The sequence below is a fragment of the Massilia violaceinigra genome, assembly GCF_002752675.1.
In the GTDB taxonomy this organism is placed as follows: Bacteria; Pseudomonadota; Gammaproteobacteria; order Burkholderiales; family Burkholderiaceae_D; genus Telluria_A; species Telluria_A violaceinigra.
Genome location: NZ_CP024608.1, coordinates 623,641 through 648,366, shown reverse-complemented (window position 1 = coordinate 648,366; position 24,726 = coordinate 623,641). Strand labels below are relative to the sequence as shown.

Sequence of the window (24,726 nt, the reverse complement as noted above, 5' to 3'; positions counted from 1 at the left end):
TTTTAAATGACCCTATTTATAGCAAAACCCTTTGCTGGTGCGTGAGATTGGCTTGTGACAATAACGCGACGCCCGTTGCAAATACTTCTCAGCCCGGCGTGGGATCGACCCGTTTCCACCACGCCTTGCCCGGTGCCGGGGTCTTGAGGTCGAGTGCCTGCCCCATTTCCGGGGTAGTCAGGGGCACCCCACGCGCGGTGGCGAGCGCGGCGATGCGATCAAAGGGCTCGTGCCAGGGGTGCAGGCTGAGGTCGAAGGTGCCGTTATGCACTGGCATCAGCCATTTTCCCTTGAGGTCGAGGAAAGCTTGCAGGGTTTCTTCCGGCTGCATGTGGACGTCGGGCCATTGCTTGTCGTAGGCGCCGGTCTCCAGCATGGCCACGTCGAAGGGGCCGAATTTCTCGCCGATGGCCTTGAAACCGTCGAAATAGCCGGTGTCGCCACTGAAGAAGACGCGCAAGTCCTTGTGCTCGAACACCCAGGATGCCCACAGGGTGGAGTTGCCATCGCTTACGCCGCGTCCGGAAAAGTGCTGGGCCGGAGTGGCGATGAGGCGCACATTGCGTACCTTGCGTTCCTGCCACCAGTCGAGCTGGCTCACCTTGGCGGCATCGACGCCCCAGTCCACCAGGCGGTCGCCCACGCCGAGCGGGGTGATGAACTGCTCGGTCTTGGCGGCCAGCGCCAGGATCGAGGCATGGTCGAGGTGGTCGTAATGGTCGTGCGAAAGGATCACGGCCTTGAGCGGCGGCAATTCCTCGATGCTGATCGGCGGCTGGTGAAAGCGCGCGGGGCCAGCCCACTGCACCGGCGAGGCGCGCTTGGAAAACACCGGATCGGTCAGGTAAAAGGCATTGTCGAGCTTGAGCAGCAGGGTCGAATGGCCGAGACGGAACAGGGTGTTGTCGGGCGCCGCCAGCAACTGGGCGCGGGTGAGTGCTTGCACGGGAATCACGCCGCTCGGCACGGTGTTCTTGTTCTTGCCGGTCAAAAAGGTCCACAAGATGCCGGCCATGTCGACGGCGCTTTGCTTGAACATGGGAACCGGATTGCGGAATTTGCCCTCGCTGAACTGGGGCGACTGGTGACGCGGCGCGGCGCTGCCGCCGAAGGTGCAAGAAGCCATGGTAAGGAGTGTCCCTATGAAGATGAGGCTGAGGAAAAGTCGGTGCATGCGGCGTCCGATCAAAAAATGTACACTACACAGTGTAGTTTCATTCTTTGGAAAAGTAAACTGGCGGGTGTAAAATATTGGAATGAACGCACCCCAACGCCTGACCGACCGTAAACGCCTGGCCATCCTGGCCGCCGCCGCCGAACAATTCCGTACTTGCGGCTTCGAAGCGAGCAGCATGGACAAGATCGCCGCCGACGCCGGCGTGTCGAAACGCACGGTCTACAACCACTTCCCCAGCAAGGATGATTTATTCGCCGAGACGCTGGTGCAATTGTTCGAGCGCAGCGCTGCCGAACTGGACTTGGCTTATCGCAGCGACGCCAGCCTGCGCGCGCAGTTGACCGAACTGATGACCATCAAAGTGCGCGCGATGGCCGACCGCGACTTTCTCGACCTGGCGCGGGTAGCCATTGCCGAGGGCATGCACGCACCGGAGCGGGCGCGCGCCATCGTGGCGCGCCTGGGCGAGCGCGAAGAAGGGGTCACGCGCTGGATCCGCGCGGCCCTGGCCGACGGCAAACTCAAGGAGTGCGACCCGGTGTTTGCCGCCACCCTGCTGCAGGGTCAGGTCAAGGCAATGGCGTTCTGGCCGCAGGTGACCATGGGCGCGCCACCGCTGGCGCCGGAACTGCACGCCGCCGTGGTCGACGCCGCCGTCAGCATGTTCCTGAGCTACTTCGCTCAGGCGAAACACGCCGCATAAACAGGCGGCATGGTGGTCGACAGCGTGTGCCAGCTGTCGCCGGCATTGTCGGACATCCACACGCCGCCGCTGGTGGATGCCATCAGCAAGGTGGCGCCATCGTCGGCCACCGCCAGGCCGTGGCGGTAGACCAGGTCGTAGCAATGCTGCTGCGGCAAGCCGACGTTCGTTACCTTGAAACTGTTGCCTCCGTCATGGGTGCGGGTAACCGCCATGGCGGCGCCGACCGGAATGCGGCGCTGGTCGGCCTCGGCCGGTGCAAACCAGGCCGTGCCGCCATCGCGCGGATGGACTGCCACGGCAAAGCCGAAGTTCGACAGCGGCGCCCGGGTAATTTCCGTCCAGTGGTGGCCGTTGTCGCCGGAGCGCCAGATGCCGTTATGGTGCTGGCACCACAGCACATCAGGGTCGCCGTTGGAGCGCACGATGCGGTGCGGATCTTGCACGGCTTCATTTTCGTTGAGCTCGGGCGGCATGTAGTCGGCGCGCATGCCGGTGGCGCTGATGGTCCAGCTGGCGCCGCCATCTTCCGTGCGCCAGACGCCGCCGCAAGAGACGCCGACCAGCACGTGGTCGCTGTTGCGCGGATCGACGCAGATGCTGTGAATGCCGGGCACGTCATAACCGCCGCCGAACCATTCGGCGCGCTGGGGCACGTCCCACAGGGAACGCACCAGTTCCCACGAGGCGCCGCGGTCGTTTGAGCGGAACAGGCCGCCCGGCAGGGTGCCGGCCCACAGCACGCCGGGCTGGTCGGCCCCGCCCGCTTCCAGCGACCAGATCAGCCTGTTTTTCCACTCGATTTTATCGGTGCTGTATTCCGGCTTGGGTGGATAGGCGGGCGCGGCAATCTCGGTCCAGACCTCGCTGCCGGCATCCTTGCGGTGCAGCTTGACGCCGAAGTGGCCGAGGTTGAGTGCCGCGTACAGGGCGCCGTCGCGCGGATCGGCCAGCGCGATCGAGACCGGCTCGCCCAGGAAGTGGCTGGGACCGATTTCCCATCCCGCGCTGGCGCGCTGTAATTCAAACAGGCCCTTGCGGGTGGAAAGATAGGCACGCGCATGCATTGTCAGCCTCCGGAAAGTGCTTGCAGGATGTAAACGGTACTGTCGGGTGTGAGAGGGTCGTCGAGCCGGATGCGTTCTTCGCTGCGGCGCCCATCGATGAACACGACGACGTTTTCGCGCAGATGGCCTTGATCGTCGAGAACATAACCACGCAGCAAAGGATTGGCCGCGAAGGCTGTGTCTAGTCCGCCGCGCAAGGTGGCCGCCGTGGTGTCGACCTGCGGCACGGCGGTAAACCGGGCAAGCTGCTGGGTGAAAATGAGACGCGCCATGGCATCCGATCACAGGTGTGACGACGATGGGGAATCAAAGCTGTTTAATTTTATCGCGGATCGGCGCGCCTGTCGCGTGTCGGCCTAGAATGAAGCAAGTCAACTCTCTGGAGCCGGACATGCCGATCAAACCTCAAGAACTTGCCGCGCTGATGCTGGAAGTCGAGCACGAAGACCCCATCGATTTCGCCGACCTGCCCTTCGGCGAGGCCGAGCTGCGCGAGCTGGTGGCGGCGCACCTGTGCGAGATGGCCGCCGCGATGGAAAACTTCAGCTCCGAAGACCGGCTGATGACCCTGCTGGCGGTGTCGGCCAAGCTGGTGCTGGAGAATCTGGTGCTGCATCTGCAGTTGCTGCGTCAGCATGGCTTGCCGGTGAGCGACAGTGTCGAGGAGTTGCTGAGCCGGCTGCGCAAGCCGGATGGGGCTTGAGCCGACGGCGCCGTATCGCGCCCAGCATTGTCGAGGTAGGTACTTGATATACGCCGCGATACCGTCGCCCCCGCGCAGGCGGGGGCCCAAGTCCTACGCTCAGTCGTAGGCTACGGAGCGAACTTGGGGGGAACGCATGCGTTCCCGCCTGCGCGGGGGCGACGGTTGGTAATTCGGCCCATGCGGCCGATGTTAAAATCGACTGGTTCCTCTTAGAAAATTCGTATGCCGTCGATCAAAGCCCTTCTGTTTGTCTCCGCCACGCTGTTCGGCGCCAATGCACTGGCGGCCGACAAAGCGAAACCCGACTTCGTGCCTGACGCGGCGGTCCAGCGCGCCGCCACCGCCTACGCCGCGCAAGCGGTGGCGACGGCGCGCGACCAGTTCGGCATCAAGCTCGACGGCACCGATGCCAGCATGGTGCAGCTCGAAGCCGTGCTGGCGCGCGCCCACGCGTCATACGTGGCCAAATCGCCACGGCCGTCAGACGAGCAGGTCATGGCGGTGGCGCGGATGTATGGCAGTTACCTCGGCGAAGTGGTTCGCCTCAAACATGGCGGCACGTGGGGCATGGCTCCGCTGGGAGGGCAAACGCTACCGGGGATGCGGACCACGTCGGGGACCAACGTCTGGCCGTGGACTCACGTGTCGCAGCGCATCAGCAAGGGTGCAGGCAATAACGTTGTCGACTATTACAAGGTGCTGCTGAGCAAATGAGCGGCGTCCGCCCTACCCCATCGATGCAACTGCTGTTCCCCTGCGATCCCTTGAACAAGCGCGTTGCCGACGCTACGTGTGCGCCGGCAGCACCATAGCGTCAGGGAAAACCAGGCAAGCCAGCCAGGTCCGGCTACGACACGAAACGTGACAGCAAGCGGATATACGCGCTCTGGTAGCCGTTCGCGTTTTCCGTCACCGACCACGAGTTCAACGGCCACGAATCGTTGAAGTCGAGATAAGACTTTTGCGGCGGCTGCCCGAACGGCGGTGCGGGAACCGCCGTGCCGCAGCCCGGATGCAGGCCGGGACAGCCGTTTTCCCAGTTGTAGCTCGGATTCGGGCCGCCCACCAGAAACCCCGGCGGCGGGCCGAAGGTCGACTCCTTGACGCTATCCCATTTGGCGGAACCATGCGCGAACCAGGTGTGATAAAACTGGTCGACCGAATTCTCCGCGCCGAGCGTGCCCATGTTCGACAGATAGACCTTGCCGAGCGGATTAACCCCGTGCAGGTAGTGAATATAGTGCGACGCGGCGTTCATGTTGGCCGCTGCCGGGCGCGTGCCCAGGCCGTAATGGGCCAGCGCGGCAAACATCGCGCCTTCTTGCGACTTGATGGCGTTGCTGCCCCAGGTGTACACCTGCAGATGGGCCAGGTAGGGGTCGGTCTTGCCGCTCATCGCGGTCCAGTGGTCGGTACCGTTCATACCGGTGGCAAATGCCGTGCGGATGGCAGAGGCCGTGGCAGGCGTTGCGTTGGACAGGCTGGCGTAATGCAGCAGCGCTTGCTGGAGTGCGCCTTCAAACGGCGAGGCATAGTTGTACCACACGAACAAATGCGCGTTCAGGTACTGTGCGTTGACAAAGTTGTTGTAGACGGCTTTGCCGGTCAGTTGATACAGATAGATGGCGGCGGCCAGCTTGTGGCCAAGGCGCCCGTAATCGTCGGTTTCTTGCTGGCCGGCACCCAGTCCCACGGAGTTGTACGCGGCGTCATTGTTCTTGAACAAAACGTCGGGATTGGCGACAGCCCAGTTCCACGCGCGCTCGGCGCGCGCCTTCAACCCCGCACCGTAACTGGACAGGCCGGCACGCGCGCCGAACACTTTGGCGCCCAGCGCAAAAGCGCCGGCCGCGGCCAGCGTGGCGGACGTATTGGGCGGACCGTACAGCGTCCGGCCAGTGGCCGCCGACGGCGGGCTGGCATGGGCCAGGCCGGCAATCGATAGCATCGCCCCACTCGCTTCCTGCATCTTGATCAGCCAATCCATGCCCCACTTGATTTCGTCGAGCAGATCGGGGTGCTGGTTCCCCGATTCGGGAATGTTGTAATCCTTGCCCCAGATGCCGGGGTTGTCGGCAAATGCATGCAGCAGGTCGATCAGGTAGCCGGCGTGCCAGCGCGTGTACTTGTTGTAGTCGCCGGCATCGTACCAGCCGCCCGAGACGTCGCGCTCGGTCGAGGAATCGCCAGGAGCGCTGAACAGGCGCGCCTGCTTGTCCTGCAAGGGCCCCAGGTGCGAGGCGGCGTCGGCCCAGCCGGCGCCGGCCAGCGCCGCAGTCTTGGCGATGCCGGCGCGCTGGTAATAGAAGTAGCGCACAGCGGCGCGCAGCACCGGTTTGTAGACGTCGGCCGCGATCCTGAAGGCCGGCGACGTCACGTTGCGCTGGGTGTCGCGAATGAAGTACTGGCCGGGAGCGGTCACTGTGCTGAAATCGACATGCCATGCCTGGTCGCCAGACGTGGCATCGGTGGCGCCGCCGTTCCAGGCAACCGGTGTGCCACTGAACACAACCACGTTGGTGACGGCGTTGACCACCTCGTACACGGCGCCGGGAGCAAAGCTGTCGGCCGCGTCGAACCCGGTCTGCGGATTGCGCACCACCGCGATCTTGTCGTGGGCCGGCAGGTAGCCGAACTGGTCCACGACGATGGCCGGTCCCAGCGTCATGGTCGACGCCGGTGAGGACTTCGCCAGTGCCCTTGACCCGGCCTGCGACCCGGACGCTGGCGCTGGCGGTGGCGGCGCCGCGGCGGACGCCGGCGCGGAAGATGGCGCCGAGCCGCCGCCGCATCCGATCAGGCCCATGGGGATCAGGGCGCCCGTCGCCAGCAGGAATTTGCGCCGTTTGTTTGTCGTATTACCGGTGTTCATCGTGTCTCCTTAATGGTTTTCCTGGGACCGCGACAGCGCGCGATCCTCGCATTCAGATGAAGAAGCTCGGCAGACGGACAAGCAAACGCGCGCGGCATTCGCCAGACTGTCTCCTGTGGGGATTCGTCGTTCGCGGCCCTGTCCCGGACGCGCAATTTTTGTATTTATGGAAATATTTTGGCTGGCGTTTTTGGCGCCGTCAATGCGGATAGGGATTGTTGCCGAAGTTTAGCGGGGAGCACTAAACAGCCTGCTGGCGCGCGCGGGGCTGGAGGGGGGAATGCGTTGCCACCACGCCGGCCATCGTACGGCGACGCCGGCGGTGTCCGATCCGGACGCTGGCGACGCGACAGCCGGGCGCGAACATCGCATTGCACGCAGCTGATGAACGATGTGGCGGACATGCAGCAATGAACGGACCAACTGGAATAGCACCAAGCGCTTCACCGCTTTGCTGAGTGCTGCGGTAACCGCTGTGCTGATTGCTACTGCAACTGCCGTACTGATTGGTGCTGCAACTGCTGTGCTGATTGCTACTGCAACTGCCGTTCTGATCGGCGCTGCAACTGCTGTGCTGATTGGTGCTGCAACCGCGGTGCCGCTCGCTGCGGTTGCCGCCCCGCTGCCGCTTACTGCGTGATGTGCATGTCGAAACGGGCGCCATTGGAAAACACGCAGGTGCCGGAACCCATTTCGGCGCGGGTCATGACGTAATCGCAGCGCGTGTAGCCGCCGCGGTTGCCGGACGCGTTGGCCACGCCTTTGGTCGCGCCCGGGTCGCGTGTCGCTTCGCCGGAAAATGCCTCGCCACCGACAGCGAACGAAAATTCGCCATGGCCGCGTTCAGGATTGCTGATCGTGCCGGAAATACGGCCAAGGCGCGATGCCTCGTCGTTGGCGGGATACAGGCGCGCCGTATAAACCGGGCGCACGGCCGGCACCGGCACGATGGCCACGCCGCCGCCGTTGTTGTTATGGTAGTTGCCGTTGCCGCGCGGCGGATATTGATCGATCGGAACGACGTAGCATGCCGACAGCAGGCTCGATACCGCTACCAATGCCAGAATATGTTTTGCCTTGACCATGTTACCAATCTCCTGAGTAAGAACGCACTGCAACCCGTCTCTGCAGCGTCATCCAGTCTGGCTGACGCACTGCAAATTCGGTTGGGTCGCAGTATAGGTACCCAGGTTTCAAAAAAGTAAACGCCTTCGCCGGTAGCGATATTCGATACCGGCCGTGGACAAACATGACACCGCCACCCTCTCAAGCGTGCCGTCAGTGACCCGGACGCAGGACGACCTTGATGCAGCGGTCCTGCTTGTGCTTGAACATCGCGTAACCCTGTGGCGCCTCGTCCAGGTCGAGGTGATGCGTGATGATGCAGGCCGGATCGAGCTCGCCGTTGACCACCCGCTCGAGCAAGGGTTGCATGTAGCGCTGCACATGGCACTGCCCGGTGCGGATGGTCAGGGCGCGGTTCATCACCGCCCCGAACGGGATCTTGTCGCTGAAGCCGCCGTACACGCCTGGCACCGACACCACCCCGGCGTTGCGGCAACTGAGCAGCGCCTGGCGCAAGGCCGTGGGCCGGTCCGATTCGAGCCGCATCGCCTGCTTGACCCGGTCGTACACATAGCCGATGCCGGCGCCATGCGCTTCCATGCCCACGGCATCGATGCAGGCATCCGGGCCGCGCCCGCCGGTCATGTCGCGCAGGGCGTCGACGATATCGACCTCGTCGAAATTGAGCGTTTCGGCATGCGAGACCGTGCGCGCCATGTCGAGCCGGTCCGGATAATGGTCGATCGCGATGACGCGCTCGGCCCCGAGCAAGTAAGCGCTCTGGATCGCGAATTGCCCGACCGGCCCGCAGCCCCACACCGCCACCACCGCGCCGGGCACGATGTCGCAGGCCTCGGCCGCCATGTAGCCGGTTGGCAACACGTCGGACAGGAACAGCACCTTGTCGTCGGGCAGTTCCCTGGGCACGACCAGCGGCCCCACGTCGGCAAAGGGCACGCGCGCGTACTCGGCCTGCCCCCCGGCGTAGCCGCCCGTCAGATGCGAGTAGCCGAAGATGCCGGCCGTCGTGTGGCCCCACATTTTTTCGGCCAGCCAGGCGTTCGGATTGGAGTTCTCGCACACCGAAAACAGCTTCTGCTCGCAGAAAAAGCACTGGCCGCAAGCGATCGGAAACGGCACCACCACGCGGTCGCCCACCTTGAGGCGCTTGACACTAGAGCCGATCTCGACAATCTCGCCCATGAATTCGTGACCGAGGATGTCGCCCTGCATCATGCCCGGCACCACGCCGTTGTACAGGTGCAGGTCGGAGCCGCAGATGGCGGTGGACGTGATTCTGACGATCGCGTCGCCCGGATTGAGGATGCCCGGGTCGGGCACCTGTTCGACGCGCACATCGCGCACGCCGTGCCAGCAGGTCGCTTTCATTGGTCGGCTCCTTTGCCAAACAGGGTGGATACGAGGCTGCGCGCGCCGGCCGGCTGGCCGCGGGTGGTGGGGATTTCGCCAGTCTCGATCAGTTGCTTGAAGCGGCGCAGGTCGTCGCGCACCTGGATCAGGGGTTCCTCGCCGAACAGCCTGGCCACCGCGGCACCGGCGCGCCCGGCGGGCGGGTGGTAGCTCATCTGCACCTGCAGCACCGTGGCGCGGCCCCCGTTGGCGGGGATGAAACGCACACTGCCGGCGTTGTCGACATCGGCACCGGGCACCGAACGCCAGCGCAGCAACTGGCCCGGCTGGTCGTCGGTGATGTCGGCGTCCCACTCGATCTTGCGCCCGGCCGGCCCGCTGGCGCACCAGTGCGAACGCCGCTCGTCGATGACGGTGACCGATTCGAGGTGCTGCATGAACTCCGGCAGGCGCGCGAGGTCGCGCCAGAAGCGGTAGCACTCCCCGGCGGGACGGTGGATGCTGACCGCGTGCTGCACCCGCTGCCCGCCCTGCGGCCCTGTCAGCGCCCCATGGGACGGCGTGATGCGCGGCGGATTGCCGGCGCGCAGGTCCAGCGCGCCGACCGAGGCCAGCGCCAGCGCCGTCGACGCCAGCCGGCGCCGGTTGGCATAAGGGTGGATCGCGGCGACGCCGACAATGCCCAGGTCCATGGCGTCGCCCATCACGCGCGACCAGCGCCACAGCTGGTCGTGGGGCCGGTTCAGCAGGCCCACGCCGCTGACCAGTTCGCGCATGCCCACCACGCGCATGACATGCGGCCAGTCGGGCATGCCGGCCGCGCGCGCCATGAAGCGCGGCGCCATCAGGCCGGCCAGCCCGAGGCCGATGCTGAGCCACCCCAGCGCGATGCCGAGCCGCGCTTCGCGGGCGGCGCGCGGCGGGCCGGTCAGGCGCGCCAGCTCCCCGCCATCGGCGGCGGCCTGGTCGTCGTCCACGCCGGGCGCGGCGCCCGGGTATTGCCAAGAACCGGGACGCGCCTGGCGCCGGCTGGTGTCGCTGCTCGTTTCCATGACGTCTCCTGTGCGGATGGCCGGCGCCGCTGGTGGCGACGCCCGATGGTCATGAAAATTAGGCCGCGCCGGGCGCCAGATGTTCCCGCATGGGAGTCATGTTCAAATTCTTGGAAACACACTTTGCGAACGCGCAAACGAACGCTGAATAGGCAGCTGTATATGCGAAAAAAATCGTCGGGGCAAAAACGCAACAGTTACTAATAATACTTTTTTAGGCCGATGGCACCTCATTACAATAGGGATTCAGGCCCGTCTTATGCGGCCTTTTCCGGAACCCGATGCGACCTCGGTCGCAGCCTCCGGACGCGTCCGGGCGCGCCGCTCCCGCGAATGACCAACCCTGTCATGGACAGATAAAAATAACAACACAAATTTCTTATAAAGTTAGTTAAGTTGTAACGAACTTTGCTATTTCGCAAGGAAAGAGTGTATATTCCTAAGCATATGGTTCCGATCATTATTTTTGGTCGGCGACTTGTGCCGCGTGCAATTTTGCCGGCCCGGAGTCGCTCCATATAAACATCGGGCGGCGCCCGGGACAGGCTGCCGTGGCCGAGAGGCGAAGTGAGCCAGCGCACCGATGTTTTCAAGGAAATTATGCTGGCGTAATTCAGTTGCTATAATAACAAAATACGTTTTAAACAGGGAATCCGAGATGGAAGCAGCAGCAAAAGTAGTGGCCGTCGTTGGCCTGGGTTATGTCGGCCTGCCATTGGCTGTCGAATTCGGCAAGAAGCGCACGACGATCGGTTTCGATCTGTCGACCAGCAAGATCGACAGCTATCGGCGCTTCATCGACCCTACGGGTGAACTGAACAGTGAACAGTTGCGCGCCGCGCAGCACCTGACCGTCAGCGCCGATCCTGCCGCCATTGCCGGCGCCGATTACATCGTGGTGGCCGTGCCGACCCCGGTCGATATCGCCCACAATCCCGACTTCACCCCGCTCGCCGGCGCCACGAAAACGGTCGGCCTGCATATGAAGAAGGGCGCGATCGTCATTTTCGAGTCCACCGTGTACCCGGGCGCGACCGAGGAAGTGTGCATTCCCATCCTCGAGCAGCATTCGGGCCTGAAGTGGAAGCAGGATTTTCACGTCGGCTTTTCCCCTGAGCGCATCAATCCGGGCGACAAGGAACATACCCTGACCACCATCCTCAAGGTGGTCTCGGGCGACGACGACGCCACCCTCGATGAAGTGGCCAAGCTGTACGAATCGATCATCACGGCCGGCGTGTATCGGGCGTCGAGCGTGAAAGTGGCGGAAGCGGCGAAGGTCATCGAGAACACCCAGCGCGACTTGAATATCGCGCTGATGAACGAACTTGCCATCATTTTCGATAAAATTGGCATCGATACGCTCGAAGTACTGAAGGCCGCCGGCACCAAATGGAACTTCCTGCCGTTCCGCCCGGGCCTGGTGGGCGGGCATTGCATCGGCGTCGATCCGTATTACCTGACGCACAAGGCCGAAATGATCGGCTACCACCCGCAGGTGATCCTGGCGGGGCGCCGCATCAACGATGGCATGGCCAAGTTCGTGGCTGAAAAGACGGTCAAGTCGATGATCGCGGCCGGTTTCAACGTCAAGGGCGCCAAGGTGAATGTGATCGGCCTGACGTTCAAGGAAAACTGCCCGGATCTGCGCAATTCCAAGGTGGCCGATATCATCGCCGAACTGCAAACCTACGGCGTGCAGGTGCACGTGCACGATCCGGTGGCCGATGCCGCCGAAGCCATGCACGAGTACGGCGTGGAACTGGAAAGCTGGGAACGTCTGCCGCAGGCCGACGCCATCATCGCGGCGGTCTCGCACCAGGAGTTGCTGGCGCGTCCGCTGTCCGACCTCCAGGCCAAACTGAACAAGGGCGGCTGCTTCATGGATGTCAAATCGCTGTTCGACCAGGACGCCTTGCGCGCCGCCGGTTTTTCCGTCTGGCGCCTGTAGGGGTGCCTGGGGAGCGCCCGGTGGCGCTTCCTTGTATGCAGCATGAATAAGAAACTGGAGTCGGCCGTGGGTAAATTTATCGAGGTTCAACAGCACTTGCGCGCGCACCGCAGCCACTGGCTGGTTACGGGCGCGGCCGGTTTCATCGGGTCGAACCTGGTCGAAGCGCTGCTGCGGCTGGGCCAGAAGGTCACCGGCCTCGATAACTTCGCCACGGGCCACCAGCACAACCTGGACCAGGTGCGCGAACTGGTCGGCAGCGCCGCCTGGAGCAACTTCACCTTCATCCGCGGCGATATCCGCGTGCCCGCCGATTGCGCCAGGGCCGTGGCCAGCGCCGACTATGTGCTGCACGAAGCGGCGCTCGGCTCGGTATCGCGCTCGATGGAAGACCCGATCACCACCAACGATACCAACGTCACCGGTTTCCTGAACATGCTGGTGGCCGCGCGCGACGCCAAAGTCAAGCGCTTCGTGTACGCCGCTTCCAGCTCGACCTACGGCGACCATCCGGCCCTGCCCAAGGTCGAGGACGAGATCGGCAGCCCGCTGTCGCCCTACGCCATCACCAAGTATGTCAACGAACTGTACGCCGAAGTGTTCGGACGCTGCTACGGCACCCAGACCATCGGCTTGCGCTACTTCAATGTGTTCGGCCCGCGCCAGGACCCGGATGGCGCCTACGCCGCCGTGATCCCGCAATGGATTGCCGCGCTGATCAAGAACAAGCCGCTGTTCATCAATGGCGATGGCGAAACCAGCCGCGACTTCTGCTACATCGACAATGTGGTGCAGGCCAATCTGCTGGCCGCCCTGGCCGACGACCCCGAAGCGAGCAACCAGGTCTACAACGTCGCGCTCAACGAGCGCACCAGCCTGAACCAGCTGCACGCGATGATGTGCGAATTGCTGGCAGAACAGTTTCCGCACGTGCGCGACCATCAGCCGCAGTACGCGCCTTTCCGCGCCGGCGATGTGCGCCACTCGCAGGCCGATATTTCCAAAGCGATCAAGCTGCTCGGTTTTGCCCCCACCCACCGGATCGGCGAGGGCATGCGGCAAGCCATGGCATGGTACATCCGGAATTTGACTTATAACAACTAAAAGCGTTGCGGCAGGGTGCCATCCGCGCCCGCCATGCAACGCCACTTTTCCTGTCCAGGGGTGGAAAATGCTTCGGATTTCTAATCACTATGTATCGCGCGTCGTGTTCGTGCTGCTGTTTGTCGAGGTGCTGATCCTGATCGGTTCGGCGTACGCGGGCGCGGCGCTGCGCGTCTACGAAGACGGCAAGACCACGCTGCCGCCGGGCCTGGACAATTTCCTGGTGTCGGCGATCGCCTATGCCATCGCCATCGTGTTCAGCATGAGCGCGCTCGGCATGTACCAGCTCAACCTGACCGAAGGCTTGCGCAATCCCTTCTTCCAGAAGCTGCTGCCCTCGTTCGCGATGGGCTTTTGCATTCTGACACTGCTGTTCTACGTGGCGCCGAACCTGTATTTCGGGCGCGGCATCATGCTGCTGGTGTTCATGATCGGGGCCGGCGGCATCTTTGTGGCGCGCACGATTTTCCTCAAGACATCCGAAGCGCGCAAGTTCGAGTCGCGCATCCTGTTCGTCGGCGGCGGCGCCCTGGCCAACGAATGCCGCGAACTGGCCAACCGCGACCAGGTCTACCACCGCTACGAAATCGCCGGCTTCATCGCCATGCCGTCCGAAGAATCGCGCGTGCCGGCCTCGACCCTGCTGGAAGTGCGCGGCGGCGAATCGCTGCTGACCCTGGCGCGGCGCCATGACGTCGAGGAAATTGTGGTGTCGGTGGAAAACCGCCGCGGCGGCGCCTTTCCGATCAAGGAACTGCTCGAGTGCAAACTGTACGGCGTGAAAGTGATCGATGCCGCCACCTTTTTCGAGCGCGAAACGAGCCAGATCCGGGTCGATTCGCTGCAGCCGAGCTGGCTGGTCTTCGGCGGCGGTTTCGACCAGAGCTTCATCCGCATTTTCGTCAAGCGCACTTTCGACCTGGTGGTCAGCGGCACCTTGCTGGTGGTCTCCCTGCCGGTGATGTTCCTGACCGCGCTGGCGATTTTCATCGAAGACCGCGCCCCGATTTTTTACCAGCAGGAACGGGTCGGCACCAATGGCGAAACCTTCAAGGTGCTCAAGTTCCGCAGCATGTACAACGACGCCGAAAAGGGCGGCAAGCCGCAGTGGGCGGCCCAGAACGATCCGCGCGTCACGCGCGTGGGCAACTTCATCCGCAAATGCCGTATCGACGAGTTGCCGCAGATCCTCAACGTGTTCAAGGGCGAGATGAGCTTCGTCGGTCCGCGTCCCGAGCGGCCGTACTTCGTCGAGCAGCTGACCGAGCAGGTTCCTTACTACAACGTACGCCACAGCATCAAGCCCGGCATCACCGGCTGGGCCCAGGTGCGCTACGGTTATGGCGCATCTGTCGATGACGCGGTGCAAAAGCTCCAGTATGATCTGTATTATGTGAAAAACAACAGCCTGTTCCTCGACCTGCTGATCCTGATCGATACCCTCAAGGTCGTCATGGGCAGTCACGGGCGTTGACCGCGGCCTGCACCTTGCGGCGGGCGGCTGCGCCGGCCTCGTCCGGCAATTCGATCCACACCGGAAAGACGACGGGACCGGAATGCTGACCAACATCGCTACCTTTAGCTATTCCATTGCCGCGCTCGCGTTTGCGCTGCTCGGCGCCGTGCTGCTCACGCGCTGGCGCAGCCGCCAGCATGCGTCGGTGCTGGCCAGCGCCTGCGCCCTGACGGTGCTGTGGGGCGGCGCGCTGGCGGCCCAGGCCTGGGGCACCCTGCCCCAGAACTGGGCCGGCGAACTGCTGGAAGTGGCGCGCAACGGCGCCTGGACCGTGGTGCTGCTGTCGCTGCTGGGCCACTTCGAGGGCACCAGCTGGCGCCAGCTGCGCCGCACCCCGGCCCTGCCGGCGGTCGCGGCACTGTATGTGCTGGTGCTGGGCGACAAGGTCTTGTCCGAATTCTTTCCCGCCGTGCTGGGCCAGCAAAGCGGCATCCTGGGCGTGATGGCGCGCATTGGCATGGCCGTGCTCGGCATGCTGCTGGTCGAACAGTTGTACCGCAACAAGCCGGTGCAGGAACGCTGGGCCATCAAGTTCGCCTGCCTCGGCATCGGCGGCATCTTCGTCTACGATTTCTATCTGTACAGTAACGCCTTGCTGATGCGCCAGGTCAATCCCGAGATCTGGTCCGCGCGCGGCGTGGTCAATGCCCTGACCGCGCCCCTGATCGCGGTCTCGGTGGCGCGCAGCGCATCGTGGTCGACCCACATTGCCGTCTCCCGCCGCCTGCTGTTCCATTCGGCCGCCCTGTTCGGCTCCGCGGCGTACCTGCTGGCCATGGGCGCGGCCGGTTATTATTTGCGCTACTTCGGCGGCCAGTGGGGCTCGCTGATGCAGATGGCCTTCCTGTTCGGCGCGCTGGTGCTGCTGGCCGGCATTTTGTTCTCGGGCACCTTCCGCTCCTGGCTGAAAGTGTTCATCAGCAAGCATTTCTACAGCTACAACTACGACTACCGCGAAGAATGGCTGCGCTTTACCCGCACCCTGTCCGAAGCCGGTCCCAACCTGGGCGAACGCACCCTGCAAGCGGTGGGCGAGCTGGTGGAAAGTTCGGGCGGCATGCTGTGGATCCGGCGCGAAGCGGGCCAGTGCGAACCGGTGGCCAGCTGGCATTTGCCCGACAGCGCGCCGTCCGAGCCGGACGACTCGGCCTTTTGCCGCTTCCTGGAATCGCGCCAGTGGGTGGTCGACCTGCAGGAATTCAGCAAAGACCCCGACAAGTACGAGGGCCTGGTGCTGCCCGAGTGGCTGAATAAATTTCCGCGCGGCTGGCTGGTGGTGCCGCTGATGCTGCAGGGCCGCCTGTTCGGCTTCATGCTGCTGTTGCAGCCGCGCAGCGCGATCACCCTGAACTGGGAAGTGATCGACCTGCTCAAGATTGCCGGCAGCCAGGCCGCCAGCTACCTGGCCCAACACGAAGCGGCCAGCGCCCTGATGCTGGCGCGCCAGTTCGAGTCCTTCAACCGCATGTCGACCTTTGTCGTGCACGACCTGAAGAACCTGGTGTCGCAGCTGGGCTTGCTCATTCCCAATGCCGAAAAGCACAAGGACAACCCGGAGTTCCAGCGCGACATGCTTGAAACGGTGACCTTGTCGGTGCAAAAGATGCGCCTGATGCTGCAAAAGCTCAGCCGCAGCGCCTCGCAGGAGCGCCCTGCTCCGCTGTCCATCGAAAAACTGCTGGTCCAGGCGGTCGCCAACAAGGCCGCCTTCGAGCCGCGTCCGTTGCTCACGGTCGCCGAGCCGCGCCTGCGCGTGGTGGCCGACTGGGAGCGGCTGGAACGGGTGGTGGGCCACCTGATCCAGAACGCGATCGAAGCCACGCCCAAGGAGGGCCAGGTGGCAATCACGCTCAGCCGCGCGGACGATTCGGTTATCATCGAGATCCGCGACACCGGCGAAGGCATGAGCGAAGAATTCATCCGCGAGCGCCTGTACAAGCCGTTTGAATCGACCAAATCGGCCGGCATGGGCATCGGCGCCTTCGAGAGCCGCGAGTACATCCATGAGCTCGGCGGCAGCCTGACGGTGAGCAGCACGCCGCCGCAAGGCACCACATTCAGAATCACCCTGCCGCTATGCCAGCAGGACACTCAAACTGTCGACAAAGCCGCATGACGGCCAGAGGATCGCTGTGACCCAGAACAAAATGAAGATGCTCATCATCGAAGACGACCCCGGCCTGCAAAAGCAGCTGCGCTGGTGCTTCGATGCCTACGAGGTGGTGGTGGCGGGCGACCGCGACGCCGCGCTGGCCCAGGTGCGCCGCCACGAGCCGGCGGTGGTGACCATGGACCTGGGCTTGCCGCCCGATCCGGACGGCGCCACCGAAGGCCTGGCCACCCTGCGCCAGATCCTGGCGCTGGCGCCGGACACCAAGGTCATCGTCCTGACCGGGAACCAGAACCATGCGCACGCGGTCGAAGCGATTGGGCTGGGCGCGTACGACTTCCACCAGAAGCCGTTCGACCCCGAGATGCTGGGGCTGGTGGTGCAGCGCGCCTTCTATCTGCACGCGCTACAGCAGGAAAACCGCCGCATGCGCCAGTCGCAGGCCGATTCGCCGCTGAGCGGCGTGATCAGCCGCGACGCCGGCATGCAGCGCGTGTGCCGCAATATCGAAAAAGTGGCGCCGACGTCGGCGTCGGTGATGGTGCTGGGCGAAAGCGGCACCGGCAAGGAAGTGCTGGCGCGCGCGCTGCACCAGTTGAGTCCGCGCGCCAACCAGCGCTTCATGGCGATCAATTGCGCGGCGATTCCCGAGAATCTGCTCGAGAGCGAACTGTTCGGCTACGAAAAAGGCGCGTTCACGGGTGCGGTCAAGCAGACCAAGGGCAAGGTCGAGCTGGCGCATGGCGGTACTTTCTTCCTCGACGAGGTGGGCGATCTGCCGATGTCGCTGCAAGCCAAATTGCTGCGCTTTTTGCAGGAGCGCGTGATCGAGCGCGTCGGCGGGCATGAAGAAATCGCGGTCGATGTGCGCATCGTGTGCGCGACGCACCAGAATCTGAAAGCCCTGTCGGCCAGCGGGCGTTTCCGCGAAGATTTGTACTACCGCCTGTCGGAAATCGTGGTCACCATTCCACCGCTGCGCGACCGGGTCGGCGACGCGGCGCTGCTGGCGCACCACTTCAAGAACAAGTTCTGCGCGCAGGAATCGCGGCCGAACTTGCATTTCAGCCAGGAAGCGATCGGCGTGATCGAAAGCTACCCGTGGCCGGGCAATGTGCGCGAGATGGAAAACTGCATCAAGCGCGCCATCATCATGGCCGACGGGCCGCAGATTACGGCGGACGATCTGGGATTGTCGGCCTCGGCCGAACCGGAGCAGCCGATCAACCTGCGCCAGGTGCGCGACGAAGCCGAGTATGCGGCCATCGTCAAGGCGCTGGCGCGGGTCGATGGCAACATCGTGCGGGCCGCGGAGTTGCTGGGGATCAGCCGGCCGACCTTGTACGACCTGATGAGCCGGCACGCGATCAAATCGGCGGCGGCGGGCGCGTAGGGCGCTCACGCGGGGCAGGCAGTTCTCTTCCAAAAAGGCCAGCATGCGGCGCCCGATCGCTACGGCCGCGGCGGGCTTGCCGATCTGGCCGCATGTCACTGTCAGCGGCATCGCGGCGGGCATCCGCTTGACGGATCGCCGGCATCGTCATCGCCCGGCAGTATCCAGACATACGGCCACCTTGTGTCACCGGTGGGCATGCCAAGTGCCGCGTAAGTCAGGTCGGACGATACGGGAATGTACAGTGGCGCGGCGGGCGGTGGATCGCCCCGGTACACCGATTCCACATACTGGAGCACGCGCCACTTTTCCTTGTCGCCGAGCTCGCCGCTCGGTAATACGCGCAAAACGTAAAAAGCGAGGCCAAGGAACAGCACGGTTGAGGCCGTGATGATGAGCCATTCAAACGTACCAGGTTTGTTAGTCATGGCGAAGACTGTAGCAAATCGATGTTTAACGCGCGTTGGCGAGCATGGCGTTTTGGCGCTTCCGCTTCAACAATCCCATCACGCCACAGACCATCCAGTACCCAGCCATCACCAAGGCGACGTAGCCGAATGGGTCGCGCACGCCCACAGCCAGCAAGATAGCGGCGCCGAGCAGAACGATCGCTCCCGAGATGATATCGAAAATGGGATGCTCACTAAGCAGGCTTGCCATGTCAGAGACGACCCTTGCCGCCAACAAGCAGAAAAATACCGTTGAAAATGTCATGTTTGAAAATAACCTGGTTAGCAGAATGCACAAAGCGCCGATATGGACGTGTTCCTGTTGCTTACCAATAGGACAGCGACATATGCTGCAAGGATTGTCTCAGAAAAACTGGTGAGCGACATTTGTGCGCCAGCCCGGAGCCGCATGCTTACGCCACGTCCAGGCAAATCCGCACACCCGCAAACAGTGTACTGACAGACAATTAAAATGATAAAATATCAATGATTGTGCAGACTCGTTGAATCAATTGCTCATCCTTTGGTTGAGCCGATCGCGAGCCGACATGATTCAAATAGAGCGACGCCCCTGCCGGATAAAAAGGTTGATGCAATCTCTCGGCCGGGACGACGGCGCGACCCACCGCGACCGCATTTATTTTTACGCACCTGAAGCAGTTGATCAACCCCGGCAATAATACCAAGTATAAAAATTACAAACAGGAGCACTTGACGAATGAAAAACCATTCCGTACTGGCGTCATTGAAATCGGCATTGGCCACAATAGCCATATTATCAACTCTCGCATCACCGCAAGCAATTGCAGCCAACCCCAAAAAATCCCGAATTTCGAACGACATCGCAGCTCTGCGCGGGCACGTGGCGAAGGCTGTTATTTATATCGGTCCTGAACAGTGGACCTTCAACCTCGCGAGAAAAGAAAGTGATTTGCCTATCATTTCGTGCGAATATATTTTAACCGAAGCAGATTCCCTGTCCACCTTAATAAGTATTCTTGAGCGTGGAAAATTTGCGAAACACCCAGCTCCTCATCAGATGGATGTGCGCGTAGGCGTTTATCTCCACCGAACAGATGGAGAAGTCCGGAAAATCATTCTGAACGCTTCAGAGCTGAATGCGGGTATGCGGGGCAAATACAACGACCGCACTGCGATATTATCGAGCCCCATGTTTGAAAAGGAATTGCGTGCTTTTACTGCAACGCTTCAGCAGACAAAGCCAAACTATTATTGCGACAGCGAGAAAAGCGCTCCGGTAAAAGATATTCCCAAGACCGTACCTGAACCTGATGAAGCTGGAGCGAAATAACATGACGGTCACTGCATCCAGTTTTACCATACTCAATCCCACGCCGGAAAATGTTGCAAAACTAGAAAGCGCTCTGATTTATCTCCAGTCCACTGGAAATCCGATCGCCATTGGCGTTTTGGAAGCGGCAGCCGCAAGCCACGCCAAGGTACTGTTTCCAACACGTGATAACCCCGACTCCGGATACGGCCGCCCGGCACACACAATCATCTGGAACCCCAATGAAGCCACGATGGTGAGCGATAATACCGGCAATATCAAAGGCGTTCAATCATCAGCATCAGTATTTCTGCATGAAGCAGCCCACGCCGTCGATCCGGATATGATAGCCCAAAAGAAAGTTTCAGCCGGGATTTATAAGGATATGGCGGAGAAGTCGGCGGTCATCATCACCGATGCTGTCGCGCGGGACTTGGGGGAAGTGACGCGGGGAAACTACAAAGGGGGCAAGGTTGAAGTGGAAAATGTCACGGCCCATACGATCCCCGGCAAGGTTTGGGTGCAAGTCGGGGCCAACGGGCAGCTGGAGACCGGACCGCGATTCGAGCCCACTACTGATGCGCCACGTTTCGGATCGGTGCATCCATACAAGGATGTAAAGCCGGACAAGGCTACCGAGAAACCAGTAACCCTCAGTCCGCCTCAGCCCCCTCAGCCGAATCAACCTGGCCCCGCTACGGACCCGGCCGAGAGCCAGCGGCGCCCGATACCGGACGCACCGGCCGCGTTCGGCAAGCAGATTCAGGCAGCCGGTCTGGCGCTGAACGATTCGCCCGTCATGGACGGCACCTTGCAGCGCGTGCCCGTCGCGGGCGGATTGCCGGGCAACCGCGACGGCGCGTATGCCGGTCATCTCGACGGCCATCCGCACGGACACATCAGCAATTTCGCCAGTGGCGTCAAGCAAGACTGGAGCATGGACGGGGTGGCGTTGTCGAGCAAGCAGCAAAGCCAGCTGGCGGTCGATGCGCAGAATGCCCGGCAGCAGCGCGGCACCGAGCTTTCCGAGCAATACAATAACGTCGCTGCGAAGACCATGGAGAAATTCGAGCGACTACCCGATACGCCTCCGGCGGGAGGCAATGCCTATCTGGCGAGCAAGCAGATCGATGGGCACGGCGTCAAGTTCGATGGCGACAAGGTGGTCGTTCCGCTGCGCGACATCGATGGCAAGATCTGGTCGGCGCAGACGATCCAGCCCGGCGAGGATGGCGGCGCGACGTTTGAAAAAGGCGGCCGCAGGGTTGGCAACATGCACATCATCGGCGACATCAAGCCGGGTAACGATGTGCTGGTGGCTGAAGGTTACGCAAGCGGCGCCTCGCTTCACCAGGCCACCGGAAAACCGGTGGTGGTGGCCTTCGATGTGCGCAACATGGACGCCGTGGTCGACTCGGTGAAGTCGCGCCATCCGACCGTCCCTGTGCACATCATGGCGGACCATGCCGGCGTCGAGAAGGCGACCGCGGCGGCGGAGAAGCACCAGGTCGGGATTGCCTTTCCGGAATCCAAGACGGCGGGCAAGATGGCCGACTTCAACGAATTGCATGTCCGCGAAGGCTTGCCGGCGGTAAAGGACCAAGTCGACAAGGCGTTGGCCCGGTCGGTCGATCACAGCCTTGAACAGGCGACCACGGCAGCCCGTGCGCAACGCGGCGACAGCGCCGAAGTGAGGACTGCCGCGGCCGACAGCAAGCACACGGGACCGGTGACGGCCATGACCAGTTATCACGCGGTCCAGGCGGTGGGCGAGAAAGCCTTCATCGCGCACGAGTTGCGCGACTTGCCGGGCATCCCGGTCCAGGACAAACCGATTCTGATTGCGTATCACGACGGTCGCGCACAGATGAGCGACATGGCGCCCGAGCGAGCAGCCGGCCAACAGCGTTAAAGAGGGTCCAAAATGTCAGGCGCGTACCGCCACCACGCGCATGGCGTTGCAGAGCTCGCGAACGGGCAGGTTCGCCCCCGTCAGTGCGGATTAAATGTCACTCAAAGCCAGCCCGGACACTACTCATAGATGTAAGGATCGAAGTCGAAAGACGATTCCGCTTCCGCGAGGGCCAGGATGGCTTCAGTGCTGAAATTGAGTACTGGACGCAAACGCTCCCCATCCGCGTAGAGTAAAAGACAGACTCGCGGCGAAAATGCTTTCAGTAGCGAAAGCGAAGCAAGACCAAGTGCCGCCCTTGCGCCATGCAACGCATCCACGACCAATGCAGAAAAATCCACATCATCATAGGTATCGAGCACGCGTTTGAAAAGACCTTCTCTTCAATGCCATCGTCGCCGACCACCTGAATCGTCAATCTGCTCATGTCGCCTCGCTCACGGACGCGCTAAGTGAAAGGACACTGACATCCGGGAAATCCGCAGACCGATATGTTGCCGTGATTTTTCCATTGGAGCGAAAGAAAACTGCCGCACGCCACCCCCCGCCAGCCTGGCTGACGGAAAACTCGGAAATATATTGATCGCGTGCACAGCTCTCCATAGCGAAGGCGACGTCGCCAATCTCGCGCAGGATGATCGATGCGGGGGTCAGACCAGGATAATCCGGCAAGCCGAGCAGATTAGCGTGGATATCGGCGAACTTGAACTCAAGCGTACCGGCCGCGATATCCCAGACGATCGCCTGTACGCGTGCATCGTGCAGGTCGCCCAGACGAGCCAGCGTCCTTTTTAATGAGTCCATAAGGCCCGCGAAAAGCAGAAAACGGCCGTATTGGCGCCCAACAGGATATGGATGGGGCGCGGCCGCCTGATAAAGTGGAGACCGGCCCTTTGACGCAGGCGCAAATCAGGAAGGCGCGGAGCTACGCTCTTCGAATTTGTGAATGTACTGTTGTCCGATGTACGAACCCATTTGCACGGCATCGCGCATGATTTCCATGCCTTTGACCGGGTCTTTTTCCACGCCCAAACCGTCGTAGAAAGCCGCGCCGATATAGAAGACCGCATCAGGATGGTTTTGCTCGCCAGCCTTCATGAACCACGCCAGCGATTCGCCGAGATTCTGCGGCATCCCTTCGCCATTCAGATACAGCACACCCATTTCGTACTGGGCCTGCGCCAGGCCGGCCTCGGCCGCTTTGGAAATCCATTCCACCGCCTTCGCCATGTCGGCCTGGCAACCGTAGCCCTTCATGTAGTACAAGCCCAGGTCGAATTGGGCCCATGCATTGCCAGCCTCGGCGGCGGTTCGCATGGTGGTAAAGGACAGTTCCGGGTTGGCGACGCAGCCCCAGCCTTTGTTGTAATACAGGGCCAATCCGTACAAACCATCCGGATTTTGCTGCTCGGCGGCGCGCTCCATCCATGGAAAGGCTGCATCCGGATCGTCAAAGGATTGATGCAAGGTCCTCGCATATTCCACCTGAGCCTCTGCGTCACCGCTCTCGGCCGCCAGCCTTAACGGTTCGAGGGCCGCGTCGCGCCCGGCGAGCTGGAGATCATCGCTAACATACTGCTGTTCTGTTTCTTCATTATTCGGCATGCAGTTACTCCTTGAAAACCATGAGCGAAATATACTCGGACAGCTATATTGCTGACCGTCGCTATATTATAGGAAGATTAATAGCTTGTTTGTCATTATTTTCCCGTGCGCGACTGACGGCCACATATCGCAGACAATCGCAGCCGGAACTTTGTGAAACTGATTAATATGCTCCGCGTGCAGCCGTCTTTTTTCCAGCCACCTCCACCAAAAAATCCGGCCCCGCGAACGTCCACGGGATCACCCATCCGGCACAGGCCAGCAGCACCTGCGTGATATCGCCGAAGCGTCCAGGCAAGCCTTGCTGCGACCACTCCAGCCAGAATACCACCGCGCCTATGAGCACGGTGCCGATCACCACCACCGGCTGGCGGTGCCCGATCGGCGTCGCCAGGCGCGCCAGATACGCCATCGCAAAAAACGGCCAGAAGATGTCGAGGATATTCTGCAGCCCCGACAGCGAGCGCATCTGCCCCACCAGCGGAATCCAGTTAAAACCATACATCATCCCATCCGGCCCCGGCGCCATTTCGCTGATGACGAAACCGGCGCCGATCAGCACGATGCCGATCCACGCGGCACGCCGCATGCGGCTGGTCAGCAGCAAAAACATCCACGCGGCGAATGCGCCGGCGATGGCTTCGAGCGACAGCTGGCGCCCTTCGATGATGATCTTGAGCAGGAGCACGCAGGCAACCAGCGAACCGAACAGCAGCAAGGCCGGCTTGCCTTCGCGCGTGACGGTGCGCGCCACCATGCCCAGGCCGGCAAGATAGCAGGCGTAGGTCAGCACCTGCGCCACCTGCATCGCCTGCGGCTGCTGCAGCGAGCGGTACAGCAGCCCCAGCCCGTGGCGCAGCTGCCCCATGTCGAGGGTCGGCACCAGCGGACTGGTTTGCGACAAGGCCCACAGCGCCAGCGCCGCCAGCCCCAGGTTGGGCAAGGTGCCGCGCCGCAGCCAGTGCGCGCGCAAAGCGGCCAGGCGCGGGCCGGCCAGGGTTTCGCCACGCAGCAGGGATGCGAGCACGCCGCCGGCCATGCTGCCGGCAATATTCAATACCAGGTCGATACGCGAGGCGTCCCGGCTCGGCAGGAATTGCTGGATCGCTTCCATCACCAGGCTCAGCATGCCACCGGCCACGGCCGCCGTCACCAGCGCCACGCCAAAGCGCGTGCTGCGCATCAGCCAAGCCACCATGAACAGGCCGAACGGCATGTAGGCGAGCACGTTCTGGACCAGGTCGGCCTTTTCCACGCGCACGTGACCGGCAAACAGGAAGCTGAACAGGGGCGCGCCGGGCTCGCTCCAGCCGGCAAACGGATACAGGCTGCCGTAGACGATCAGGACGACAAAGAGCAGGACCAGGCGGCGCATCGGGTGC

Annotated in this window: 24 protein-coding genes; 11 read left to right on the top strand and 13 right to left on the bottom strand. The window is 62.2% G+C overall.

Annotation, left to right across the window (positions count from 1 at the left end; genetic code table 11):
* Window positions 1-88: 88 nt before the first annotated feature.
* Window positions 89-1,126, bottom strand: a complete 1,038-nt coding sequence (locus CR152_RS03035) for an MBL fold metallo-hydrolase (RefSeq protein WP_229413266.1) — start codon at window positions 1,124-1,126, stop codon at window positions 89-91.
* A 130-nt stretch (window positions 1,127-1,256) separates the two neighbouring features.
* Here CR152_RS03035 and CR152_RS03030 point away from each other — a divergent pair, with 130 nt between their 5' ends.
* The gene (locus CR152_RS03030) at window positions 1,257-1,880 is read left to right on the top strand and encodes a TetR/AcrR family transcriptional regulator (RefSeq protein ID WP_099873618.1); all 624 of its coding nucleotides are present in this window, start codon (window positions 1,257-1,259) and stop codon (window positions 1,878-1,880) included.
* On the opposite strand, the gene CR152_RS03025 is transcribed toward CR152_RS03030, so the two are convergent.
* Together CR152_RS03025 and CR152_RS03020 are read right to left on the bottom strand one after the other, a co-directional pair.
* On the bottom strand, window positions 1,859-2,947 hold the full coding sequence (locus CR152_RS03025) for a WD40/YVTN/BNR-like repeat-containing protein (protein WP_099873617.1): 1,089 nt from the start codon (window positions 2,945-2,947) through the stop codon (window positions 1,859-1,861). The two genes, CR152_RS03030 and CR152_RS03025, sit on opposite strands and share 22 nt — an antisense overlap.
* 2 nt (window positions 2,948-2,949) lie before the next feature.
* A complete protein-coding gene (locus CR152_RS03020; RefSeq protein WP_099873616.1) occupies window positions 2,950-3,219 on the bottom strand; it encodes a MoaD/ThiS family protein in 270 nt (89 codons plus the stop codon).
* Between the two features lie 119 nt (window positions 3,220-3,338).
* On the opposite strand from CR152_RS03020, the gene CR152_RS03015 reads away from it, so the two are divergent.
* Both CR152_RS03015 and CR152_RS03010 read left to right on the top strand, forming a co-directional pair.
* Window positions 3,339-3,650 (top strand): hypothetical protein, encoded by a 312-nt coding sequence (locus tag CR152_RS03015; protein ID WP_099873615.1) that lies wholly within the window; start codon window positions 3,339-3,341, stop codon window positions 3,648-3,650.
* Between the two features lie 225 nt (window positions 3,651-3,875).
* Complete coding sequence (locus tag CR152_RS03010) at window positions 3,876-4,367, top strand: hypothetical protein (protein WP_099873614.1); 492 nt, start codon at window positions 3,876-3,878, stop codon at window positions 4,365-4,367.
* Between the two features lie 133 nt (window positions 4,368-4,500).
* Here the strand turns inward: CR152_RS03010 and CR152_RS03005 are convergent, their stop codons facing one another.
* Window positions 4,501-6,525: a glycoside hydrolase family 9 protein gene (locus tag CR152_RS03005; RefSeq protein WP_208640059.1), complete on the bottom strand. Its 2,025-nt coding sequence runs from the start codon at window positions 6,523-6,525 to the stop codon at window positions 4,501-4,503.
* 391 nt (window positions 6,526-6,916) lie between these two features.
* Between CR152_RS03005 and CR152_RS32655 the strand changes: the two genes are divergently transcribed.
* Window positions 6,917-7,165: a hypothetical protein gene (locus CR152_RS32655; protein ID WP_157778305.1), complete on the top strand. Its 249-nt coding sequence runs from the start codon at window positions 6,917-6,919 to the stop codon at window positions 7,163-7,165.
* On the opposite strand, the gene CR152_RS03000 is transcribed toward CR152_RS32655, so the two are convergent.
* From CR152_RS03000 to CR152_RS02990, 3 genes are all read right to left on the bottom strand, one after another.
* The gene (locus CR152_RS03000) at window positions 7,155-7,610 is read right to left on the bottom strand and encodes a hypothetical protein (protein WP_099873613.1); all 456 of its coding nucleotides are present in this window, start codon (window positions 7,608-7,610) and stop codon (window positions 7,155-7,157) included. The genes CR152_RS32655 and CR152_RS03000 overlap by 11 nt on opposite strands.
* 193 nt (window positions 7,611-7,803) lie before the next feature.
* Window positions 7,804-8,979 carry a zinc-dependent alcohol dehydrogenase gene (locus tag CR152_RS02995; RefSeq protein ID WP_099873612.1) on the bottom strand — a complete coding sequence of 392 codons (1,176 nt, stop codon included), beginning with the start codon at window positions 8,977-8,979 and terminating at the stop codon, window positions 7,804-7,806.
* Window positions 8,976-10,013, bottom strand: a complete 1,038-nt coding sequence (locus tag CR152_RS02990; protein WP_099873611.1) for an SRPBCC family protein — start codon at window positions 10,011-10,013, stop codon at window positions 8,976-8,978. Before CR152_RS02990 ends, CR152_RS02995 begins: the two co-directional genes overlap by 4 nt.
* Window positions 10,014-10,671: 658 nt before the next feature.
* On the opposite strand from CR152_RS02990, the gene CR152_RS02985 reads away from it, so the two are divergent.
* The 5 genes from CR152_RS02985 (at window position 10,672) to prsR (ending at window position 18,087) form a co-directional block, all read left to right on the top strand.
* On the top strand, window positions 10,672-11,964 hold the full coding sequence (locus CR152_RS02985) for a nucleotide sugar dehydrogenase (protein ID WP_099873610.1): 1,293 nt from the start codon (window positions 10,672-10,674) through the stop codon (window positions 11,962-11,964).
* A 42-nt stretch (window positions 11,965-12,006) separates the two neighbouring features.
* Window positions 12,007-13,068, top strand: a complete 1,062-nt coding sequence (locus CR152_RS02980; protein ID WP_099873609.1) for an SDR family oxidoreductase — start codon at window positions 12,007-12,009, stop codon at window positions 13,066-13,068.
* 67 nt (window positions 13,069-13,135) lie between these two features.
* Window positions 13,136-14,542: a TIGR03013 family XrtA/PEP-CTERM system glycosyltransferase gene (locus CR152_RS02975; protein WP_099873608.1), complete on the top strand. Its 1,407-nt coding sequence runs from the start codon at window positions 13,136-13,138 to the stop codon at window positions 14,540-14,542.
* Window positions 14,543-14,624: 82 nt separating this feature from the next.
* Window positions 14,625-16,700 (top strand): XrtA/PEP-CTERM system histidine kinase PrsK, encoded by a 2,076-nt coding sequence (gene prsK, locus CR152_RS02970; protein WP_099873607.1) that lies wholly within the window; start codon window positions 14,625-14,627, stop codon window positions 16,698-16,700.
* 16 nt (window positions 16,701-16,716) lie between these two features.
* A complete protein-coding gene (gene prsR / locus CR152_RS02965) occupies window positions 16,717-18,087 on the top strand; it encodes a PEP-CTERM-box response regulator transcription factor (RefSeq protein ID WP_099873606.1) in 1,371 nt (456 codons plus the stop codon).
* A gap of 101 nt (window positions 18,088-18,188) precedes the next feature.
* Here prsR and CR152_RS02960 read toward each other — a convergent pair whose 3' ends face one another.
* Together CR152_RS02960 and CR152_RS02955 are read right to left on the bottom strand one after the other, a co-directional pair.
* Complete coding sequence (locus tag CR152_RS02960; protein ID WP_099873605.1) at window positions 18,189-18,515, bottom strand: hypothetical protein; 327 nt, start codon at window positions 18,513-18,515, stop codon at window positions 18,189-18,191.
* Between the two features lie 25 nt (window positions 18,516-18,540).
* Window positions 18,541-18,801, bottom strand: coding sequence for a hypothetical protein (locus CR152_RS02955; RefSeq protein WP_157778304.1), 261 nt, complete (start codon window positions 18,799-18,801; stop codon window positions 18,541-18,543).
* Between the two features lie 453 nt (window positions 18,802-19,254).
* Between CR152_RS02955 and CR152_RS32650 the strand changes: the two genes are divergently transcribed.
* Window positions 19,255-19,848, top strand: a complete 594-nt coding sequence (locus tag CR152_RS32650; protein WP_157778303.1) for a hypothetical protein — start codon at window positions 19,255-19,257, stop codon at window positions 19,846-19,848.
* A 1-nt stretch (window position 19,849) separates the two neighbouring features.
* Window positions 19,850-21,739: a KfrB domain-containing protein gene (locus tag CR152_RS02950; RefSeq protein ID WP_157778302.1), complete on the top strand. Its 1,890-nt coding sequence runs from the start codon at window positions 19,850-19,852 to the stop codon at window positions 21,737-21,739.
* A gap of 119 nt (window positions 21,740-21,858) precedes the next feature.
* Here the strand turns inward: CR152_RS02950 and CR152_RS32645 are convergent, their stop codons facing one another.
* The 4 genes from CR152_RS32645 to CR152_RS02935 form a co-directional block, all read right to left on the bottom strand.
* Window positions 21,859-22,101 (bottom strand): hypothetical protein, encoded by a 243-nt coding sequence (locus CR152_RS32645; protein WP_157778301.1) that lies wholly within the window; start codon window positions 22,099-22,101, stop codon window positions 21,859-21,861.
* Window positions 22,102-22,162: 61 nt separating this feature from the next.
* A complete protein-coding gene (locus CR152_RS02945) occupies window positions 22,163-22,543 on the bottom strand; it encodes a hypothetical protein (protein WP_099873602.1) in 381 nt (126 codons plus the stop codon).
* A 105-nt stretch (window positions 22,544-22,648) separates the two neighbouring features.
* Window positions 22,649-23,344: a tetratricopeptide repeat protein gene (locus CR152_RS02940; RefSeq protein WP_099873601.1), complete on the bottom strand. Its 696-nt coding sequence runs from the start codon at window positions 23,342-23,344 to the stop codon at window positions 22,649-22,651.
* A gap of 163 nt (window positions 23,345-23,507) precedes the next feature.
* Window positions 23,508-24,719, bottom strand: a complete 1,212-nt coding sequence (locus tag CR152_RS02935; RefSeq protein ID WP_099873600.1) for a VanZ family protein — start codon at window positions 24,717-24,719, stop codon at window positions 23,508-23,510.
* Window positions 24,720-24,726 lie beyond the last annotated feature (7 nt).

Bases quoted from the DNA above. Each gene is read 5' to 3' on its own strand.
- CR152_RS03035 (WP_229413266.1), bottom strand. From the start codon at position 1,126: ATGGCTTCTTGCACCTTCGGCGGCAGCGCCGCGCCGCGTCACCAGTCG.
- CR152_RS03030 (WP_099873618.1), top strand. From the start codon at position 1,257: ATGAACGCACCCCAACGCCTGACCGACCGTAAACGCCTGGCCATCCTG.
- CR152_RS03025 (WP_099873617.1), bottom strand. From the start codon at position 2,947: ATGCATGCGCGTGCCTATCTTTCCACCCGCAAGGGCCTGTTTGAATTA.
- CR152_RS03020 (WP_099873616.1), bottom strand. From the start codon at position 3,219: ATGGCGCGTCTCATTTTCACCCAGCAGCTTGCCCGGTTTACCGCCGTG.
- CR152_RS03015 (WP_099873615.1), top strand. From the start codon at position 3,339: ATGCCGATCAAACCTCAAGAACTTGCCGCGCTGATGCTGGAAGTCGAG.
- CR152_RS03010 (WP_099873614.1), top strand. From the start codon at position 3,876: ATGCCGTCGATCAAAGCCCTTCTGTTTGTCTCCGCCACGCTGTTCGGC.
- CR152_RS03005 (WP_208640059.1), bottom strand. From the start codon at position 6,525: ATGAACACCGGTAATACGACAAACAAACGGCGCAAATTCCTGCTGGCG.
- CR152_RS32655 (WP_157778305.1), top strand. From the start codon at position 6,917: ATGTGGCGGACATGCAGCAATGAACGGACCAACTGGAATAGCACCAAG.
- CR152_RS03000 (WP_099873613.1), bottom strand. From the start codon at position 7,610: ATGGTCAAGGCAAAACATATTCTGGCATTGGTAGCGGTATCGAGCCTG.
- CR152_RS02995 (WP_099873612.1), bottom strand. From the start codon at position 8,979: ATGAAAGCGACCTGCTGGCACGGCGTGCGCGATGTGCGCGTCGAACAG.
- CR152_RS02990 (WP_099873611.1), bottom strand. From the start codon at position 10,013: ATGGAAACGAGCAGCGACACCAGCCGGCGCCAGGCGCGTCCCGGTTCT.
- CR152_RS02985 (WP_099873610.1), top strand. From the start codon at position 10,672: ATGGAAGCAGCAGCAAAAGTAGTGGCCGTCGTTGGCCTGGGTTATGTC.
- CR152_RS02980 (WP_099873609.1), top strand. From the start codon at position 12,007: ATGAATAAGAAACTGGAGTCGGCCGTGGGTAAATTTATCGAGGTTCAA.
- CR152_RS02975 (WP_099873608.1), top strand. From the start codon at position 13,136: ATGCTTCGGATTTCTAATCACTATGTATCGCGCGTCGTGTTCGTGCTG.
- prsK (WP_099873607.1), top strand. From the start codon at position 14,625: ATGCTGACCAACATCGCTACCTTTAGCTATTCCATTGCCGCGCTCGCG.
- CR152_RS02960 (WP_099873605.1), bottom strand. From the start codon at position 18,515: ATGACTAACAAACCTGGTACGTTTGAATGGCTCATCATCACGGCCTCA.
- CR152_RS02955 (WP_157778304.1), bottom strand. From the start codon at position 18,801: ATGACATTTTCAACGGTATTTTTCTGCTTGTTGGCGGCAAGGGTCGTC.
- CR152_RS32650 (WP_157778303.1), top strand. From the start codon at position 19,255: ATGAAAAACCATTCCGTACTGGCGTCATTGAAATCGGCATTGGCCACA.
- CR152_RS02950 (WP_157778302.1), top strand. From the start codon at position 19,850: ATGACGGTCACTGCATCCAGTTTTACCATACTCAATCCCACGCCGGAA.
- CR152_RS02945 (WP_099873602.1), bottom strand. From the start codon at position 22,543: ATGGACTCATTAAAAAGGACGCTGGCTCGTCTGGGCGACCTGCACGAT.
- CR152_RS02940 (WP_099873601.1), bottom strand. From the start codon at position 23,344: ATGCCGAATAATGAAGAAACAGAACAGCAGTATGTTAGCGATGATCTC.
- CR152_RS02935 (WP_099873600.1), bottom strand. From the start codon at position 24,719: ATGCGCCGCCTGGTCCTGCTCTTTGTCGTCCTGATCGTCTACGGCAGC.